Raw genomic sequence first — 15781 nt, forward strand, 5'->3', positions numbered from 1 at the left:
CGCGGCTTCTAATCCCTTTTCAACTAATCGCTGCCTAACTCTCTCTACCGTGCGCGTTGAAATGCCGAAGGCTTCACTGATCTGGCGATCTGTCCACTGACCTCCCAAGGGACTGACATCCGCTTTCAGGAGTATTTCCGCATGAAGCCTCTTGTAAGCCACCGCTTTTCCTCGCCGTACCAAGCCTTCCAAATCATTACGTTCTTCTTTACTTAGCCGGACTATATATTTCTTTGCTGCCAATTTCTCGGTTCCATTAACGGGGAAAGCAACAGATGTGGGGGCAATATCCGACATATCAAGTATGACTAAGTACTAGGATTCGTCGTACTAGAATTTGTCAGCCGTCGGCAATCGGAGACAGGACTTTCCATTGTACCTCACCCTCGGGAAACCAGCCCTTGTTCTTCAAAACTCCGCCCCAACCGGTCGAGCCGACTTGTACCTCGTCAATATCGAAATCGCTGAGAAACCAGGAAGGCTGCTCGGACGGGACGACCCGCTTAAACTGGTTTATAAAATACCCTTTGTCTGGTAGGAAAGCATCGGTATCGACAGCTCGCCACTCGTTTAACGGTCGTTGAATATCCATAAGATCAAGCCATGTTGCTTGACCTGAAGCGTCTGAAATTTCAATTCTCCAACTCGGCATAGTGGCAACCTTGAAAATAAATACTGGATATTTACCGGTAATTTGAGCATCAATCCTGCAGGATTATCCGTATGAATTGACCTGAGCCGATATCGAACTCGCCGACGATATGACTCCTGCCGGGATAATCGGGCTCATACACATTGATATGCACGCGCCCCGGCATATCACGCGGGTGATGAATTACCCAGGCGCCGGGAGGAACATGACCGCAATCTCCGGGAGGCGGTTGATGTCCGGCCGGACGATCGGGATACCAGATACGGCATTCGCCCGGAGGCGGATAATGACCCGGGGGAATGTCAAGATGGGTATAACCATGCTCATGGAAGTAAGATCCATGATTATCATCTTCCCAACGGTCATCATGCCGGCCTCTCTCGTGCCCCCGATCTTTCTCGAAGGAATACCGGCCTTTTTCCCTCACCTTTCCTGATTCGTCCTTACCCTCATCAGCATACGCAACGCCGATAGCGCCTGAGAGCGCAACGGCGCAGAGCATTTGAATAACTGGCAACTTCATGGTTCTCGCCTATAGAAATTAAAGATAAATAAGCATCCGGCAAATCTTAACAGCGGAGCAGAATGCACGTTTAGTGATATTCAACCAATGATTATCTGAATTCAAGTATCTTATAATTTGCTCAATCCCGGCTAATAAAAGTAACTTTTGAGAAAGGCTTATCAGTTTTTTAGTCTGCACGCGCAAACATATAACTTGTATTGATATAGAATAACAGGATGATTTTTAGATATTGCCGCTTCACGTTTTAAAAACATTATTTTTTCTTTTGCCGCGCTCTTAAACCATGCCTGGAATCACGCTTTTCTGTTTACTGCTTTGCAGTGTATTCATTAGGGTATTGCCTGTCTCTAATCAATATAAACGGCCTTTTGACATCCGGCGATACTTAATCCTGCCTGCTTTGGCGCTGACAGGGCTGCAGGGTTATCCGCTTATCGCCTCGGGAGAAGAGTACGGCAGAGACTTCAGGAATTATAGGGACTATAGCGGTTATAGGGATTACAGAGATTACGACGGCTATTCCGAGAGAGATTACGGTAGAGGCTACGGCAGCGAGTACGGCAGCGCGCCGGCGTTGAACGATACCCGCACTCCGTCTGGCACAACAGCTTTTGAACAGCAGCTTGTACAATCCATTTATGCCAACTGTTATCAAAGCCAGCGCACGTCCGTTGCCAATTACGGCGTCCCTGAAAATTTGATCATGGACTATTGCGGCTGCGCCAGCAAGAATATGGTGGGCCGCCTGAGCTATGACGATTTCAAGTTGTTGGAAAAAATCCAGAACACTGGAACGCCACCGCCCCATGAGCTTAAACAAAAAATGGAGTTTGTCGCCATGACCTGCCGAAAGACCTCGATCGATAACGCATTGCCAGGCGACTCACCAAGCGATTTCGAAGTCATGGACCCGGTTTCCGATCCCGCCATGCTAAGACGATAATTTTTCCATCCCTGTAAGCGCTGTTCACAGACTACAGCGCCCTTGATTCATTTAAAAACTGAAAAAACAAATGTTCAAATTGAAATTATTAGCCGGCAGCCTGTTAGTGCTTGCCGTTATTGCCAGATCCTATTTCAGCCCTTCTTTATTCATGACGGAATTCCGCGAGGTGCTTTTTGAAAAAGACCCCGGTCATTTAACGGCATACATCGATTTTGAAAAACTCAAAACCAATACCAAGGCTGCCGTCAGCGCTAATATCGGGCAGATAGCCCAGCCAAGCAATCCGTTCTTCCGGATGGGCGCGGCCATAGGCAATCAAATGTTCGGTTCGATTATCGATACCGGGACCACTCCGGAAATCGTCAAAGTGATTTTGACCAGCAAGGGAAAAAATCAGGAAAAGCCCGAAGGTATGTTTGCCTATGACTTCCAGTATGTCGATTTCAATAAGGTCAGGGTCAATTTTGACGATGATACGGTCATCACCCTGGAGAGGACGGGCTATTCCTCCTGGATGATTGTCGCCATCGAAAAAGCCGGGTAATTTTGTCAAAGACATAGTCTTCCCTCTGTTAAGAGAACTCAGACTCCGGTAACCGGGACTAAAGACCGGCGGCAACTGATTCAGGTCGTCCGTCATCCTGAGCTTCAGTTTTCATGACACGCGGCCAGTCTGAAGCTTTCGAAGTATGGCGATAATGGACACTATCGAAGGCATCGAAATACGTAAATAGACTGCCTTTCCGTGCGATTTAAATAATTAATCATTAGGTAACCCCCGGCTGTTTCCCCCGGGTACCTCAGGCCTCAAAGGTTTCGCGCTAATGCTGTGAAAGCCTGATAGGATATTTCTTATGCCTTACATATATGTCTATGATATAAATGTAATCTGCATATATCCAAGAAGGAGATTTCCATGCCTACTATTCATTCTGAGCTCAGAGCCGAGCTGGACCAAATCTTAAAGCAATTGTTATCCGAACAGCAGGCGTTGAGCGACCGCTTGCTTGAGCAACATCACTACCCGTTATGGGCGCAGCACTTTGACGCGCCGGCGGACCGCGAACAGTTGGCGGCCTTTATTAAACTGGTAGTCTATGCCAATGACGAAATGAAGCCTGGAGAGACGCTCAATTACATTGGCATGTGCGGGACCGATCTGGCCACGATGGAACAAATTGAGCGGGTAAATCAATTGCGTCACGGTTTGCAGCGCTTGCTAATGCGCATGGACAAGATTTTGGTCAAGCTGGACGAGACCCAGATGCCGCTGTCGAAATATGCCTTGGAGCGTATGGGATATGCCCGTTTCAGCCGCCGCCAGGCAAGCCGGAAATTCTTCTATTTTCCCCATGCCCTGGAATCGATTTCTTTTACCTGGTTCCGCTCCCGCATGGTATCGAGGCTCAGCGTCGCCGATGCGCAGCATCTGCTGGAAAAGAAAATTAGCGGCGGCGGTGAAGCGGCCTATATCGCCGGCTTGAAGATGCAACTGAAACTGCTGGCCACGATTCCATTCGATGAACCTCTGGCGCAAGTCTCGCCGCCCTCTAACCATCCGCGCGCCAATATTGCCTGGTTCGATGAAAACAGAATTTTGCGCCGAAAAGTCTGCATGGCAGTCGGGCCGGTCTTTTTCCTGGCCGCCGAGCACACCTCCCTGCCCCGCTTCCGGGCCTTGTCGGAAAATCCGGAGAACAAACCCTTGCGCCTGAAACGTATCGATGTCGAAATACAGGATGAAGTTTTTCTGCCCTCGATTAAAGTGCACCGGTACTTGCCTGAACTGCGAGAGAAAAAGAAAAACGAACAGGAGCATTGATCTCACAAGAGACAATTTGCAATACCTGTGAACTGCCGGTAGAGTTCCGGCTCTTACTTTTGACTGATTGAGTTACTTCAGGAGCCATGCAAAATGAACATGTATTCGAAATTCCGTATGTTCGGTCCGGGCTTGGCGGCCGGACTGTTTTGCCTGTCGGCATCAGCGGCCGATTTTGATCGCGCGGCCATAGAACAGCTGCTTGCTAAAGCGGACAAGGCGCATCCTGCCGACCTGCGCCGAAAGGACCTGACCGACCTGGACTTGTCCGGACTGGACTTTCGGCATGCCGACCTGTGGGGCGCGGACCTGCGCAGAAGCAACTTGAGCAACAGTAATTTATCGGGCCTGGTCCTGGATTTGACCGTCATGTCGAAGATCAATCTTTCCGGTGCTGATTTGTCCAATACCAGTGTTTTCGGCGTGCACATGGTCGGCGCCAATCTGAGCCACGCCAATCTGGCCGGCAGCCGGTTTATCGCCAATCTTGACCGGGCGAATCTCAGCCATGCCAACCTGTCGCATGCCGACTGGGGCGTCGATATGAAAAACCAGCCAATGGGCTTGATGCGGGTCAGCTTGAATAATGCCAATCTGTCCGGAGCCAATCTGTCCGACGCCAATATGAACAAATCCCTGATGCGAATGGCCAATCTGTCCGGAGCCAAGCTGAAAAATGCGATATTATTCGACGCCGATCTTTCCAGAGCCAATTTTTCCGGCGCCGATCTGACGGGTGCCGATCTATCGGGCGCGCGCTTGAAGGATGCCGATTTCACAAACAGCACAGTGACCGGGACGAAATTTAACCGCATTAAAGACAAGGCAACACTGCGAGGCCTGGATTCCAGCAAGGGCATCGAATCCGCTGTGTTTGATTAATCGCCATTCAGGCATGAAAATAATGGCAGCCGCCTATTGGAACAGTCCGAGGAAAGAGCCCGGATGCAGTGGGATATTTCGTTTTAATGCCTCTGTCAGCGCCTCCGGCGGAGGCGCTGACAGACAAACGCCGCTTTAATGGACGATCACTTTCTCGACCACTTTCTCGGCTTTTCGCTCCTCATACTTGCCGATCGTCAGTAAATCCCATACCAGCAACCCCAGGCCGGCCGCCGTCACCAAGCCAAAGAACATGCGCCAGTTCATGGCATGCTGAAACGAGGGCTGGTTCTGCGCGGCAAAATATCCGGCCCAGGTCGAGCCTTCCACGGCCCGCTCGATAAACGACTGTTCGTAACCGGCGATCAGCAGCGCGACGGTCATGCCGACCACACCGGCATTCAACAGACCCAAGGCCCATTTCCAGCGCCAGGCATGCCGGGTGCCGGCGGCCATCCAGACATTGCCTCGCCACTGCTGGATCGCCAGATAAAAGAAGGCGATATTGATCGTGGCGTAAGCGCCGAAGAATGACAGATGCCCGTGCGATGCGGACCACTGCGTGCCGTGCGTGTACAGGTTGATCTGGGGCAATGTATGCATAAAGCCCCAGACGCCGGCGCCGAAAAAATTACCGAAGGCGTGGGCGATGACCCAGGCCAGCGCCGGATGATTGACCGTTTTGAATGCGTGCACCCCGGAATCGTAAATGGCATGCACGACCATCGCGACCAGCGGAATCGGCTCCAGCGCCGAGAAAAAGCCGCCTACCGACAGCCAGTATTCGGGCATTCCGATCCAGAAGTAATGATGGCCGAGCCCCAGGATGCCGGAACCGAACATCAGCGCGACTTCGATATACAGCCAGGTCTGCACGATCTTGCGCCGGACGCCCAGAAGTTTCATCAGCGACCAGGCCATGATCACGCCGACCAGCACTTCCCAGGTCGCCTCGACCCACAGGTGAATCACCCACCACCACCAGTACTGATCATGGGTAATATTGGTCATGTAAAACATGCCGGCCAGATAAAGCCCCACCAGCGCAATCAGGTCCAGGACCAGAACCCCGGCGATGCCGGACCAGTTACCCTTGCTGAACGTCGCCACCACATTGTAGAAGAACACCAGCATCACCGCCGTAATGCCGAGATCGGCCCAGCGTGGCGCCTCGATATACTCGCGGCCCTCGTTGATGAACCAGAGGCTGGAATCCTTGCCCGGTCCGACCTGCACAAACAGGTAAACCAGCACCACGAGCGTGACGGCGCCGGTCAGCACCCAGAAGGCGATATTGGCCCATTTCAAGCCAACGATTTCGGTGCCGCTTTCGTCTTCGATCAGCCAGTAAATAGAGCCGATGAAGCCGTACAGCATCCATACGATCATGGCGTTGATGTGCACCATGCGGTTGACGTTGAAATCCAGAATGCCGTACAGAAAACCGGGATAGATGAACTGCAGGGCCGACAGCAGACCGAACAGTATCTGGGCGACAAACAAAATGACCGCTACGGTGAAATATTTGACGGCCAGTTGTTGTCCGGCGGTCAGATTGCTGCTGTCGAGGTTTACCCAGGCTTTGAACTTGTCCCGGTAAATTCGCGCCTTATCCAGGACCGAAGCCGGTTTGGGAATGACGTTGTCTAATTGGGGCGTACTCATGATCATTCCTCCGCTTCGATGGTCTTGAAGTTATACGGAAAACCGTTGGTATCAATACTGGACATCCATTTTAAAAACGCGACCAGGCCTTCCGCTTCCTGCTCGGTGATGCCCAGATTGGGCATTTTGCGGTTGCTGCCGAAGGTACGGGCATTGCTCTCGGGATTCATCAGAAACTTGACCATCAGATCCTCGCGCAACTCCTTCGAGAGCCAGCCCTGATCCAGCCAGGCCTTGGTCAGGTCAGGCGCGTAATAAGCGCCGTTGCCCAGAATGGTATGGCAATTCATGCAGTTTCTGCTCTGAGCGGTTTTCTTGCCGAGATCGACCAGCTGCTCGGCTTCCTGTTCGCTCAGCTGCTTGCCGAATAAAAACTCATCTCCGCCGATGACCGGCACTGATTTATTGAGTTCCTTGTTGAACCGGTAGTCGATTTTCTTGTTGATGACCGAATAAGGCGGCACCCGCTTGCCGCCCGCCGTGGTCTGACTCAACGAATCCATCGTCAATACGATCAGAATCACAAACGATCCGGCGGTGACCCAAATGGCGGTTTTTTTCCAGAATGATTCCGAAGCCCATAGCGGTGTTTCGTTCATTGCTCATCCTCCTGTATTTTTGTTTTTATTGAGGTATCATCAGGATGGCCATGCGTTTTAAGGCACAGATGCCAGATACCGATCGGTGCAAAGAAATAGCCGATCACCATCGCCACGGAAATAATCAGCCAATAACCCTGAAATTGCGCAGCCCGTGTCAGTTCGAGCACTGACGCAACCAGCACGGCATAAGCCGCCAGAGCCCCTATTTTGATACCGGTATGTGAGTTGATTTTGGACCAGGCGAACAGCAGCGCATAAGCGGCGCCGGCCAGAATGATCAACGCCGAGGAAAAGAACGTGATAAAGAAGTCTTTTAAAGCAACGGGTTCAATCATGGCCGGTTGAAAGAGATGATTATGGGCGAATGAATTCACCCCTACAATTTTTTACAGCTTACTGTCCATCTCGGCGGGAAACAAGCAAAACCTCTAAGCCCTGCGACACTAAAAAGCAAAACTCAGCTGCAACACACTATCGCCACCCGGCTAAATACAAGAAATTTATCTATTGAGGCCGCGCCTTCATGGACGATCGGCTCAATCAAGCGAAGTGGATGCCACATGAAAGGCATCCGCATAAATGTCTTTCAGGCTCGCGCCGTTAAGATAGGCCTGTCTTTTTGTCTCGTTGACCATTTCCGGGTGCCCGCACAGAAAGACTCGCCAGCCTTTCAAATCAGGCAGCCGGCTCAAGGCGATATCATTGGCACGGCCTACCGCCACGCCTTCGGGCGAGTCGCCGCGCGATACGCAGGGCGTGTAATGGAAATTCGGATATTGCCGTTCCAGTTCCAGCATTTCTTCAATCCAGTAAAGCCCATCCATTTCACGGCTGCCATGAAATAGATGAATATCTCCGGTATGCCCCTGTTGCAATGCTTCGGTTATGATGCCCGCTAACGGTGCAAGGCCGCTGCCCGTACCGATCAACAGCATGTTTTGTTCGAACCGGGTAGGCAGATAATAGCAAAGCCCCTGCGGGTCCGAAACGGCGATTTTATCACCGACCAGCAGTTCCTGATGAACCCATTCACTGAATCGTCCGCCCGCCAGGCGGCGGATATGAAAGGTTAATTTTTTGTCGTGCAGCCGGCTGTTTGCGATTGAATAGCTGCGCATCAGGCCGTCTACGCGTTTGAGATTGACGAATTGGCCGGCATAAAAATCCAGTGGTTCCTTGCATTCGACCGTCAACAACAGGGTTTCCTGATTCAGCGGTCGTTTTTCCATCACCGTGCCCTCGGTAAAGAACTCCGGCTGTTGGCTTAGGGTAATGGCCATGTCTTGTTCCGGATAACACAGGCAGGCCAGAAAATGCTTCTGCTTGCGCAATACATCTTTCAGGCCGCTTTGCGCGGCCACTGGCGGCTCAACATCCAGGCTGCGCACCATGCAGCTTTGGCAAGCCCCTTGCTTGCAACTGTTCGGAATGTCGATATTATCGCGCAACAAGGCGTCAAGAACGGTTTCGCCCTCATAACAAAAACTGACTTGATCACCTAGCGATATTTTCTTCATGGCCAATACCCAAGCTTTCTTTAACTATTTACCCAGAACGTCACTGCGCGTACTTTCCGCAATTGCGGCAACTTGCGCGATCAATTCCTGTGGAACATTCAATTCCTGTAAAGTTCCACTTAGATGTTCCATCACCGCATCAAAATGCGAATTATCCAGGCCCATCTTGACCAGTCTGGCATGCGCATTGCGCATATCGGTGCCGTTGTAGTTATTAGGGCCGCCAAAAGCCATCGTTAAAAAAGCTTTTTGCTTTGCCGCTTGCTGTTCCATATCGGTATTGTCAAAAAAGCGGTTAATCCGATGATCGCTTAAAACCTTGCGGTAAAAAATATCGACCGCTGCATTGACAGCCGCTTCGCCACCGAGTTGATCATAAAGTGTCAGTGTAGGTGTTTCACTCATCGTTAAGTACCTTTAAAAATTATTATTAAATAGTTATGGGAGGGCATTAGTGCCCGAAAATTAGTTTAGTATCGATACTTAACTTTTGCAATATTTATATGACAAAAGGGGATTGCATACACTATAATTTTTCCATCCTTATCATCTTCAGTTGATTGATAACTTTTGAATATTTATTAAAGTTAATCGCAATGACAGCAAGAAATACCCATGACTGACGGAACAAGCTCGCGCCAAGATCAGATATTAAAACTGCTGCTGAACGCAAGGCGAGGCATGAGCCTTGATGAAATCGCCTCAGCGCTGAATATCTCTAGAAATGCCGTCAATCAACATGTGGTCAGCCTCGAAAGTAGCGATCTCATAAAAAAAGACACTTTCAAAATCACCGGCGGGCGGCCATCCAGAAATTATGTCCTGACGGAAAAAGGCATCAACCGGTTTCCCAAACAATATGCCTGGTTCTGTAATTTAATGCTGGCGGAACTCAAGGCGGAAATGGGCGATGAAGCTTTCGGGCGTTACATGGCAAGGCTTGGCGCCAAGTTCGCGCAAACGCTGATGGCGCAATTCAACGATAAGGAACCGGGGGACAGGATCACCGCACTGGTTGAGACCATGCAGGCGCTAGGCTATCACGCAACGGAGGAGCAGAACGCCCCGACGCCGAGCATACGTGCCTTCAATTGCGTTTATCACGATCTTGCCCAGCAATTTCCGGAACTGTGTGAATTCGACCGGGCCTTGATGTCCGCGTTACTGAACCGGCCGATCGAACAAACCGAGTGCATGGCGCGTAATGACTGTTCCTGCAAATTTATTATCAAAAATAACTGACAGACCGGTGCCGGCAGTCGGCGAAGCGCACCAGCCCCCTTCCCTTCATGTCCGTCCGGTTCATCACGGCCTAGCCGGCGCCAAGCCCTTCTTCCTGTAGCGCCCTTTTTACCGCGGGGCGATCGGCGATCTTGTTCTGGTATTGTACCAGGGGCGGCCAGCGTGAAATATCGATCGCCATCAGTTTTCCCCAGCGCAGCATGACAAATAAATAAGCGTCCGCGACGGTAAAATCACTGCCCAGAAGATAAGGTTGCGAGGCAACCTGATCCGCCACCCATTGAAAACGGGATGCCAGTGTTCCCCGAAACAGTGCCTTGGCCTCCGCGGGCATGTTGGCATTGAACAGCGGCGAATAAGTCTTGTGCAATTCGGTGGAAATAAAATTCAGCCATTGCTGCAAATTGTAACGCTCGAACGTACCGGCTTCCGGCGCCAATCGCTTCCCGGGCGCCTGATCGGCGATGTATTGAATGATAGCGGGCCCTTCCGTCAGTTGGCGCCCGTCATCGAGCACCAGTACCGGCACATAGCCGTTAGGGTTCACAGTGCGGAAATCCTCGCCGGTTTCCGTCTTCTTTTCCTGCAAATCAACTTTAATGAGTTCAAACGGCAGTTCCGCCTCGCATAACACAATATGAGGCGACAGCGAACAGGCACCTGGAGCGTAGTAGAGTTTCATCGTCAATCTCCCGAAAGGTTTCACCAAAGAACCTGACTGAATAACGTCGGTTTTGCCGGCCGATGCCGGGGAGCCAAAGGAACCGGATTTTTTGAATTTGGATAGTCCGGTTTTGAGAGTTGTTCAAAAAAAATGGTCGGAAACCTATAATCATCGATTTCGGAATTGTTTATGACGAATATCGAACCATGCCTGATCTGTATCGGCCGGACCGTTATGCTGCTGCTGGCCGCCAACGGCGCGCCGGTTTTAGCTCGCCGCTGGTTTAAAGCCCGGTTCAGCTGGCCGGTGGATATGGGACTGACGTTAGGCGACGGCTATCCGCTGTTCGGTTACAGCAAAACCTGGCGCGGCATCGTCATTGCGGTCATCGCCGCCTCGCTCATTGCCCCGGTCCTGGGGCTGTCCGCGCAAGAGGGCGCCTTATTCGGCCTGGCGACCATGTCGGGCGACCTGTTGGCCAGTTTTATCAAACGCCGGCGAGGCCATGCCGAAAGCAGCCGGGTTCGCGGCGTTGATACCATCCCCGAATCCGTCATGCCTGCGCTGTTGTTGCGGACGCAACTGGGCCTGGGATGGCTGGATATTTTAGCGATTGCCCTGATCTTTTTTCTGGTTGAAATCTTTCTCTCGCCGGTCCTGTATCGGCTTCATATCAAAAACCGCCCTTATTGACCGGTTACTCTCCAAAAGTCGTATCAGACCGGGCCGTTGCTATTGGAAAAATCGATCACCCAGGCGGCAGGAAAAAAATGAGAGACGATGTAGGCGCCCAGATTGACCCACTGCTCTACCGCGTCCAGGACGGCCGAATCGGACGTAATCGCCACTTGCTCGGCGCGAATGATGAATTGGTCGGGGTTATCAATTAACGCGGTCTGCCAGCTCCAGCCCTGCTCCTGAGCGATTTCGCGCACCAGGACCGCCAGACGCCCGCTGTTGGAAACGGGCCTGTCGAAAAGCCACAGCACGTTTTCCGGACTGAAAGATTCGAGCACTCCGCCGATAAGCGCGATCGCCTTGCCGGTTTCATTGACCTGCCGATAAGTGCCGTGGATGCCGGCAATATCGCGGATACAACCATCCCGGCAGCGCAGCACGACACCGCCCGCCATGAGAGTCTCTATCGTAATGATCAGGTTAAACCCGTCAATAACCAATTGCCGGTCCTTGACAGCCTCGACCGGCAGACACTTGCCGGATCTTAATTCCCGGCTGGCATCCGAACAGGCCGCCCTGGCAATGGCCAGGCGCTGGCGTTTAAGCAGCTGATAGTGATCGCCTACCAGTTTGATGGCCGAAGGCCGGGCATAACCGCGATTAAGCAGCCAGCAAAGATCATAAACCGCCTGATGCAAACGCAGCAAACGCCCGCCGCTGAACAGCGTTTTGTCGCCCAGATGCGCGTTTCGGTGCCTTTGTTCATGCGTATTCATATTTTGCCTCATGATAGCCGGCGTCAACGCATCGGCTTCGACTCCATGCGCTCCTGTCTGCCGGCTATCAGCATGCGCGCCAGCCTGCGCAAGCCGTCAGTGGAAATCTCCAGGCCGAACGGCGCGCCCAGACTCTCAAGTTCATACATGACATCGGTGGCGGCTATGAAGGTCAAATATTGCATGCCCTGCATGCCGGGCACTTCCCTGGCGATGGTTTTCAGGACGGGCGCCAGGCGCACCCAGGTCTCGGTAAAAAATACCCGGACCGGATCCGCGCCGCTGCTATCCTGGCCTTTCAGGCCGGCCTGGAAAGCGGCCCTCGAATCGAGCAGAATTTCCATTAAGGTATCACGCAGCTCTTGCGACTGGGTATCGTCGGAGGCCTGTTTGATCGCCGCAGTCAGAAACTCATCCCATTGCTGCCAGGCGGCCGCCCATTGTTGCTGCTCCGCTTCGTTGAGGGCCTGGACCGGCGCTTGTTTGACTGCCGCCATTTGAGCCGGCGCATTAAAGGCGAGATTAACATTAATGCCGTTATCCTGAGCCTGAATATGGCTGAATTTCAGCGTGTCCAGCATGTCCTGAAATTGCGCGGCATTCTGCTTCGGTAAAAATCTGGCCAGCGTTTGCTGGATTTCAACCCGGGATTCATTCAGATCCACTTTCACCGCTGCCAGTTTGGGCTCGGCGACGCGCCTGATCAAGTCCTGCAATTTGTCGATCGCCAGTTGGCGGCCTTCGCGGTCGTAGGCATTGGCTCGGGTAATGGGGAAAGTCACGACCGACTGTTCGGCGTTAAGGGTCGGCTGCTGGAAAGTCTCCAGGATGCCGTCCCAATCCAGCATGGTCACGCACTGCCCGCCGAATCCGGTCCCTAACCGGGCCTGAACGTCATTCAGCAAGCGCACCTGACCATTTTGACCGCTGACCTGAGGGTTGGAAAACTTTAGAAAACTACAACCTTGACGGTCATTCCAAAGCTTGGCGGAATGGCCTTCGTCTTTATACAACTGGGTATTCAGCGCTTTTTCAATCAAACCGTAATCGATCTGCAGCGGCACATTGATCTGCCCGGCAAAACCGGGAGTTGAAAGCATCATTGCGAGACTGAGAACAGTCGCGGTGACATATTTTTTCATGCATTTTCTCCGGAAAAATCAAGCGGCAGTCGGCGGATCGGCCTGCCCCTGTGTCTTATTTCGCCTTGCTGCCCCCGGCTTCCTGCCGGGCGATGATCTCGGCGGTGACCGGTTCAGGCGCTGCCGGCTCCCTGGGCAGATGCCTGGGCCGGGTAAACTGGCGGCCCATGAACAAGTCATTGCTGACCGTGAGCACATCATGCAGCCATCTGGCTGATGCCCGGCAGCCCGCCGAGTACGGCGGTTCCTTGCACAGATCCACTTTCTGGTCTCCAGTCAGATTGAAATGCAGGCCGGGCAATGGCCGCACCCGCATATCAGGCATGGAATCGGTGTAATCCATGATCGTCGGCTCATTGAAATTCAACAGGTTAAGTATCATTTTAGGCACCTGATAAAGTGGCATGCTGCCGAATTTGATCGGCCCGCGTTTGCCATCGATGATCAGCATCGGCGTGCTGACATAGAACTTGAACATTTCCGCCGTAAAGTCGCTGCGATTGGCCGCCAGCACGCCTGAATCGACATAGCCGGCAAAATTCTCGCCCAGGAAAGGCAGGTGGTCGCCAAACAGCACGATGATGCCGTCCGGGTCGCGTTTGCGCATTTCATTAATGAAATCCATCATTTCGCGGGACTTGTAATAGACCGTATTGGCATAGCCCGATACTTCCTCGACCGGCGAGGGTGACGTTATCTTATTGGGCCGGCTTTCGCTCAAAGGGTAATTCCAATGGCCGAAATAGGTCACGATGTAATCCAGAATCGGCTGATGCGCATCCAGCGCCGGCTGGATTTTCTCCATGACCTGCCGGTACAGCGAGACATCGGACAGAAACTCGCGGTTCATGTCGTCCTTGACAAAATCCTGCAGCGACCAGTAGGTCTGGAAACCGATGCGCCGATAAGCATTCACGCGATTCCAGAAGACCGGCACATTAGGGTGAGAGGCCATGGTTTTGTAACCGTTTTCGCCAAGAATATGCGGCAGGCAGGGGACATCGTTCAAGAGCCGGCGCTCGAATTTGACATTATCCTTGACGACCGGGAATCCGCACAGGACTTCAAATTCCGAATTGGCGGTATAACCGCCGAACACCGGCGCCATGGCATGAGAGTAACCGGCTTTTTTCCAAAGTTTACGAAATTCCGGCGCAAGGGGATTTTGTTGGTACCGGGCTTTCTTTAATTCATTCGGATCCCAGAAAGACTCCAGCAAGACAATATGCACGTTGCGCGGCGTAAATGCAGGCCCGCCGACTTTCTTCGGCACAGCCGCCAGCAGGTTTTCGGCCGATTCCTGTGCCCGGTCCTGATCGGGCGTCACATCGGCGTCGGCGAACCGGCGCGCACTCTCCTGAATGGTGTAAACGGTCGCGCCATGCCATAAATAATTGGAGCGCTGATCCCATACCGAATTGCCAAAAAACTGATCGAGCGGTTTGACGATTGAGGTCGGTTCATAAACCAGGGTAATGCTGAACAAAAGCACGACCAGACTGGCGAGATAGGAACTCCAGTGGCGCATGCTGAAGTTGTACAGCAACAGGCTGGCAATGGCGGCCAACGGCACAGCCGCGGCAAAAAACCGCCATCCGTCAAGAATCAGCAACAGGGAACGTAATGCATAAATATCATCCGGCATGATCGGGCCGCCGAAAAAGGATATTTTTATGGCATTACCAACATACAATATACCCATCACCAGGGACTGGATCACCAAAAAAATCCACAGGCGTTTTGAGAAGGCAAAAAGCAGATAGGCGATAATAATTTGCAGAAGATAATCGTACGGCACCGCCTTAAAGTGGATCTGCACATCGAACTTGAAGACACTGATCAGGTAATACAACGCATACAATACCGTTGTGGAAATAACGGGCAATAATTTTGATAACATGGCTAACAATGATATTCCAGAAAACAGTCAAATCAGGGTGGCGAACCGATTTAGTTTATCACAACCGTTCTTGCTGCCTGCCCTGCCCGCAGGCATTTATTTTTCATCATCCTCTACTATTGCCCGCCGCGCTTTATCCATCATAGAATGCCTGTCTCTTTCACTTATTTTGGGGCTTCTCAATGTCAGATAAAATTTGGTTCAGAACCGGCGAAGCGACGGTATTTTCCAGCGAAGGCCAAGGCACGGACGCCATGCCTGAAATACTCATAGGCGATGTCAAAGGCCCCGCGGGGCATGCCTTCGCCAATCTGATGGGGCAAACCGAAGGCCATACGCGCATGTTCGCCATTCGCGCCTGCAACCAGCAGGTACGCCCCGCCACCATCATGGTTCCGAAAGTCACGATCAAATCCAGTGCCTATGTGAATTTATTCGGCGGCCCCGTGCAATCCGCCGTCGCCGATGCGGTGCTGGATAGTGTGATAGACGGTGTGATTCCGGCCGATCAGGCCAATGATTTGTGTATTATCGCGATGATCTGGATTGCACCTGAATGTGCAACGGACCCGGATCTGGATCGCAAGGATTTATACCGCACCAATTATGAAGCCATGAAACTGGCGATTTCACGCGCCATGAGCAATTCACCCGGCATTGAGGAACTGATTGCCAACCGCAAGAAAATCGTCCATGAAATGTACGACCCGGAAACCGGCGAATCCCAGTGGTAATTTTGCAATAATATTCCCGACGCCCGGCCAGGG

20 protein-coding genes are annotated in these 15781 nt (G+C 52.1%); 8 read left to right on the forward strand and 12 right to left on the reverse strand.

Translation table 11 applies throughout. From position 1 onward, the window contains the following. The 3 genes from EK22_RS07540 to EK22_RS07550 all read right to left on the reverse strand — a co-directional run. Nucleotides 1–297, reverse strand: a 297-nt coding sequence (locus EK22_RS07540; protein WP_161786401.1) for a helix-turn-helix domain-containing protein, incomplete at its 3' end; no start/stop codon positions are given. Nucleotides 298–340: 43 nt separating this feature from the next. After that, nucleotides 341–592, reverse strand: coding sequence for a hypothetical protein (locus EK22_RS07545; RefSeq protein ID WP_152565027.1), 252 nt, complete (start codon nt 590–592; stop codon nt 341–343). 109 nt (nt 593–701) lie between these two features. Beyond that, the gene (locus tag EK22_RS07550) at nt 702–1175 is read right to left on the reverse strand and encodes a hypothetical protein (RefSeq protein ID WP_152565028.1); all 474 of its coding nucleotides are present in this window, start codon (nt 1173–1175) and stop codon (nt 702–704) included. 403 nt (nt 1176–1578) lie between these two features. Between EK22_RS07550 and EK22_RS07555 the strand changes: the two genes are divergently transcribed. The 4 genes from EK22_RS07555 (at nt 1579) to EK22_RS07570 (ending at nt 4828) form a co-directional block, all read left to right on the forward strand. Beyond that, entirely contained in the window at nt 1579–2121 is a 543-nt protein-coding gene (locus EK22_RS07555; protein ID WP_020161114.1) for a hypothetical protein, read from the forward strand. 70 nt (nt 2122–2191) lie between these two features. Beyond that, nucleotides 2192–2668, forward strand: coding sequence for a DUF2939 domain-containing protein (locus EK22_RS07560; RefSeq protein ID WP_036249569.1), 477 nt, complete (start codon nt 2192–2194; stop codon nt 2666–2668). 372 nt (nt 2669–3040) lie between these two features. Further along, complete coding sequence (locus tag EK22_RS07565) at nt 3041–3946, forward strand: hypothetical protein (RefSeq protein ID WP_036249571.1); 906 nt, start codon at nt 3041–3043, stop codon at nt 3944–3946. Between the two features lie 93 nt (nt 3947–4039). Next, complete coding sequence (locus tag EK22_RS07570) at nt 4040–4828, forward strand: pentapeptide repeat-containing protein (protein WP_081917795.1); 789 nt, start codon at nt 4040–4042, stop codon at nt 4826–4828. Between the two features lie 135 nt (nt 4829–4963). On the opposite strand, the gene EK22_RS07575 is transcribed toward EK22_RS07570, so the two are convergent. The 5 genes from EK22_RS07575 to EK22_RS07595 all read right to left on the reverse strand — a co-directional run bounded on the left by EK22_RS07575 (nt 4964) and on the right by EK22_RS07595 (nt 9017). Further along, a complete protein-coding gene (locus EK22_RS07575; RefSeq protein ID WP_200882571.1) occupies nt 4964–6499 on the reverse strand; it encodes a cbb3-type cytochrome c oxidase subunit I in 1536 nt (511 codons plus the stop codon). Continuing rightward, entirely contained in the window at nt 6496–7092 is a 597-nt protein-coding gene (locus EK22_RS07580; protein WP_020161118.1) for a c-type cytochrome, read from the reverse strand. Before EK22_RS07580 ends, EK22_RS07575 begins: the two co-directional genes overlap by 4 nt. Further along, complete coding sequence (locus EK22_RS07585; protein ID WP_036249573.1) at nt 7089–7430, reverse strand: hypothetical protein; 342 nt, start codon at nt 7428–7430, stop codon at nt 7089–7091. The genes EK22_RS07580 and EK22_RS07585 overlap by 4 nt, the downstream gene beginning before the upstream one ends. Before the next feature lie 201 nt (nt 7431–7631). Next, nucleotides 7632–8612 carry a 2Fe-2S iron-sulfur cluster-binding protein gene (locus EK22_RS07590; RefSeq protein WP_020161120.1) on the reverse strand — a complete coding sequence of 327 codons (981 nt, stop codon included), beginning with the start codon at nt 8610–8612 and terminating at the stop codon, nt 7632–7634. 24 nt (nt 8613–8636) lie between these two features. Next, complete coding sequence (locus EK22_RS07595) at nt 8637–9017, reverse strand: group I truncated hemoglobin (protein WP_020161121.1); 381 nt, start codon at nt 9015–9017, stop codon at nt 8637–8639. Nucleotides 9018–9227: 210 nt separating this feature from the next. Between EK22_RS07595 and EK22_RS07600 the strand changes: the two genes are divergently transcribed. Then, nucleotides 9228–9854, forward strand: coding sequence for a helix-turn-helix transcriptional regulator (locus tag EK22_RS07600; RefSeq protein WP_020161122.1), 627 nt, complete (start codon nt 9228–9230; stop codon nt 9852–9854). 70 nt (nt 9855–9924) lie between these two features. Here EK22_RS07600 and gstA read toward each other — a convergent pair whose 3' ends face one another. Continuing rightward, entirely contained in the window at nt 9925–10536 is a 612-nt protein-coding gene (gstA, locus tag EK22_RS07605) for a glutathione transferase GstA (protein WP_036249576.1), read from the reverse strand. Nucleotides 10537–10707: 171 nt separating this feature from the next. Here gstA and EK22_RS07610 point away from each other — a divergent pair, with 171 nt between their 5' ends. Beyond that, nucleotides 10708–11211: a CDP-archaeol synthase gene (locus EK22_RS07610; protein ID WP_036249580.1), complete on the forward strand. Its 504-nt coding sequence runs from the start codon at nt 10708–10710 to the stop codon at nt 11209–11211. A 23-nt stretch (nt 11212–11234) separates the two neighbouring features. On the opposite strand, the gene EK22_RS07615 is transcribed toward EK22_RS07610, so the two are convergent. From EK22_RS07615 to EK22_RS07625, 3 genes are read right to left on the reverse strand one after another with little or no spacing between them, the layout of a single operon-like run. After that, the gene (locus EK22_RS07615) at nt 11235–11972 is read right to left on the reverse strand and encodes a DUF434 domain-containing protein (protein ID WP_036249583.1); all 738 of its coding nucleotides are present in this window, start codon (nt 11970–11972) and stop codon (nt 11235–11237) included. 23 nt (nt 11973–11995) lie between these two features. Next, a complete protein-coding gene (locus tag EK22_RS07620) occupies nt 11996–13114 on the reverse strand; it encodes a hypothetical protein (RefSeq protein WP_036249584.1) in 1119 nt (372 codons plus the stop codon). Nucleotides 13115–13169: 55 nt separating this feature from the next. Further along, nucleotides 13170–15014 carry an LTA synthase family protein gene (locus EK22_RS07625; protein ID WP_036249586.1) on the reverse strand — a complete coding sequence of 615 codons (1845 nt, stop codon included), beginning with the start codon at nt 15012–15014 and terminating at the stop codon, nt 13170–13172. On the opposite strand from EK22_RS07625, the gene EK22_RS24660 reads away from it, so the two are divergent. Further along, nucleotides 15013–15207, forward strand: coding sequence for a hypothetical protein (locus tag EK22_RS24660; RefSeq protein ID WP_161786402.1), 195 nt, complete (start codon nt 15013–15015; stop codon nt 15205–15207). The genes EK22_RS07625 and EK22_RS24660 overlap by 2 nt on opposite strands. After that, the gene (gene fae, locus EK22_RS07630; RefSeq protein ID WP_020161128.1) at nt 15197–15748 is read left to right on the forward strand and encodes a formaldehyde-activating enzyme; all 552 of its coding nucleotides are present in this window, start codon (nt 15197–15199) and stop codon (nt 15746–15748) included. Before EK22_RS24660 ends, fae begins: the two co-directional genes overlap by 11 nt. The last annotated feature ends 33 nt before the right edge of the window (nt 15749–15781 follow it).

This window comes from Methylobacter sp. BBA5.1 (assembly GCF_000746145.1).
Lineage (GTDB): Bacteria > Pseudomonadota > Gammaproteobacteria > Methylococcales > Methylomonadaceae > Methylobacter > Methylobacter marinus.

Bases quoted from the DNA above. Each gene is read 5' to 3' on its own strand.
- EK22_RS07625 (WP_036249586.1), bottom strand. From the start codon at position 15,014: ATGTTATCAAAATTATTGCCCGTTATTTCCACAACGGTATTGTATGCG.
- EK22_RS07590 (WP_020161120.1), bottom strand. From the start codon at position 8,612: ATGAAGAAAATATCGCTAGGTGATCAAGTCAGTTTTTGTTATGAGGGC.
- EK22_RS07570 (WP_081917795.1), top strand. From the start codon at position 4,040: ATGAACATGTATTCGAAATTCCGTATGTTCGGTCCGGGCTTGGCGGCC.
- EK22_RS07615 (WP_036249583.1), bottom strand. From the start codon at position 11,972: ATGAATACGCATGAACAAAGGCACCGAAACGCGCATCTGGGCGACAAA.
- EK22_RS07610 (WP_036249580.1), top strand. From the start codon at position 10,708: ATGACGAATATCGAACCATGCCTGATCTGTATCGGCCGGACCGTTATG.
- EK22_RS24660 (WP_161786402.1), top strand. From the start codon at position 15,013: ATGGCTAACAATGATATTCCAGAAAACAGTCAAATCAGGGTGGCGAAC.
- EK22_RS07600 (WP_020161122.1), top strand. From the start codon at position 9,228: ATGACTGACGGAACAAGCTCGCGCCAAGATCAGATATTAAAACTGCTG.
- EK22_RS07580 (WP_020161118.1), bottom strand. From the start codon at position 7,092: ATGAACGAAACACCGCTATGGGCTTCGGAATCATTCTGGAAAAAAACC.
- EK22_RS07550 (WP_152565028.1), bottom strand. From the start codon at position 1,175: ATGAAGTTGCCAGTTATTCAAATGCTCTGCGCCGTTGCGCTCTCAGGC.
- EK22_RS07545 (WP_152565027.1), bottom strand. From the start codon at position 592: ATGGATATTCAACGACCGTTAAACGAGTGGCGAGCTGTCGATACCGAT.
- fae (WP_020161128.1), top strand. From the start codon at position 15,197: ATGTCAGATAAAATTTGGTTCAGAACCGGCGAAGCGACGGTATTTTCC.
- EK22_RS07560 (WP_036249569.1), top strand. From the start codon at position 2,192: ATGTTCAAATTGAAATTATTAGCCGGCAGCCTGTTAGTGCTTGCCGTT.
- EK22_RS07575 (WP_200882571.1), bottom strand. From the start codon at position 6,499: ATGATCATGAGTACGCCCCAATTAGACAACGTCATTCCCAAACCGGCT.
- EK22_RS07595 (WP_020161121.1), bottom strand. From the start codon at position 9,017: ATGAGTGAAACACCTACACTGACACTTTATGATCAACTCGGTGGCGAA.
- EK22_RS07620 (WP_036249584.1), bottom strand. From the start codon at position 13,114: ATGAAAAAATATGTCACCGCGACTGTTCTCAGTCTCGCAATGATGCTT.
- gstA (WP_036249576.1), bottom strand. From the start codon at position 10,536: ATGAAACTCTACTACGCTCCAGGTGCCTGTTCGCTGTCGCCTCATATT.
- EK22_RS07565 (WP_036249571.1), top strand. From the start codon at position 3,041: ATGCCTACTATTCATTCTGAGCTCAGAGCCGAGCTGGACCAAATCTTA.
- EK22_RS07585 (WP_036249573.1), bottom strand. From the start codon at position 7,430: ATGATTGAACCCGTTGCTTTAAAAGACTTCTTTATCACGTTCTTTTCC.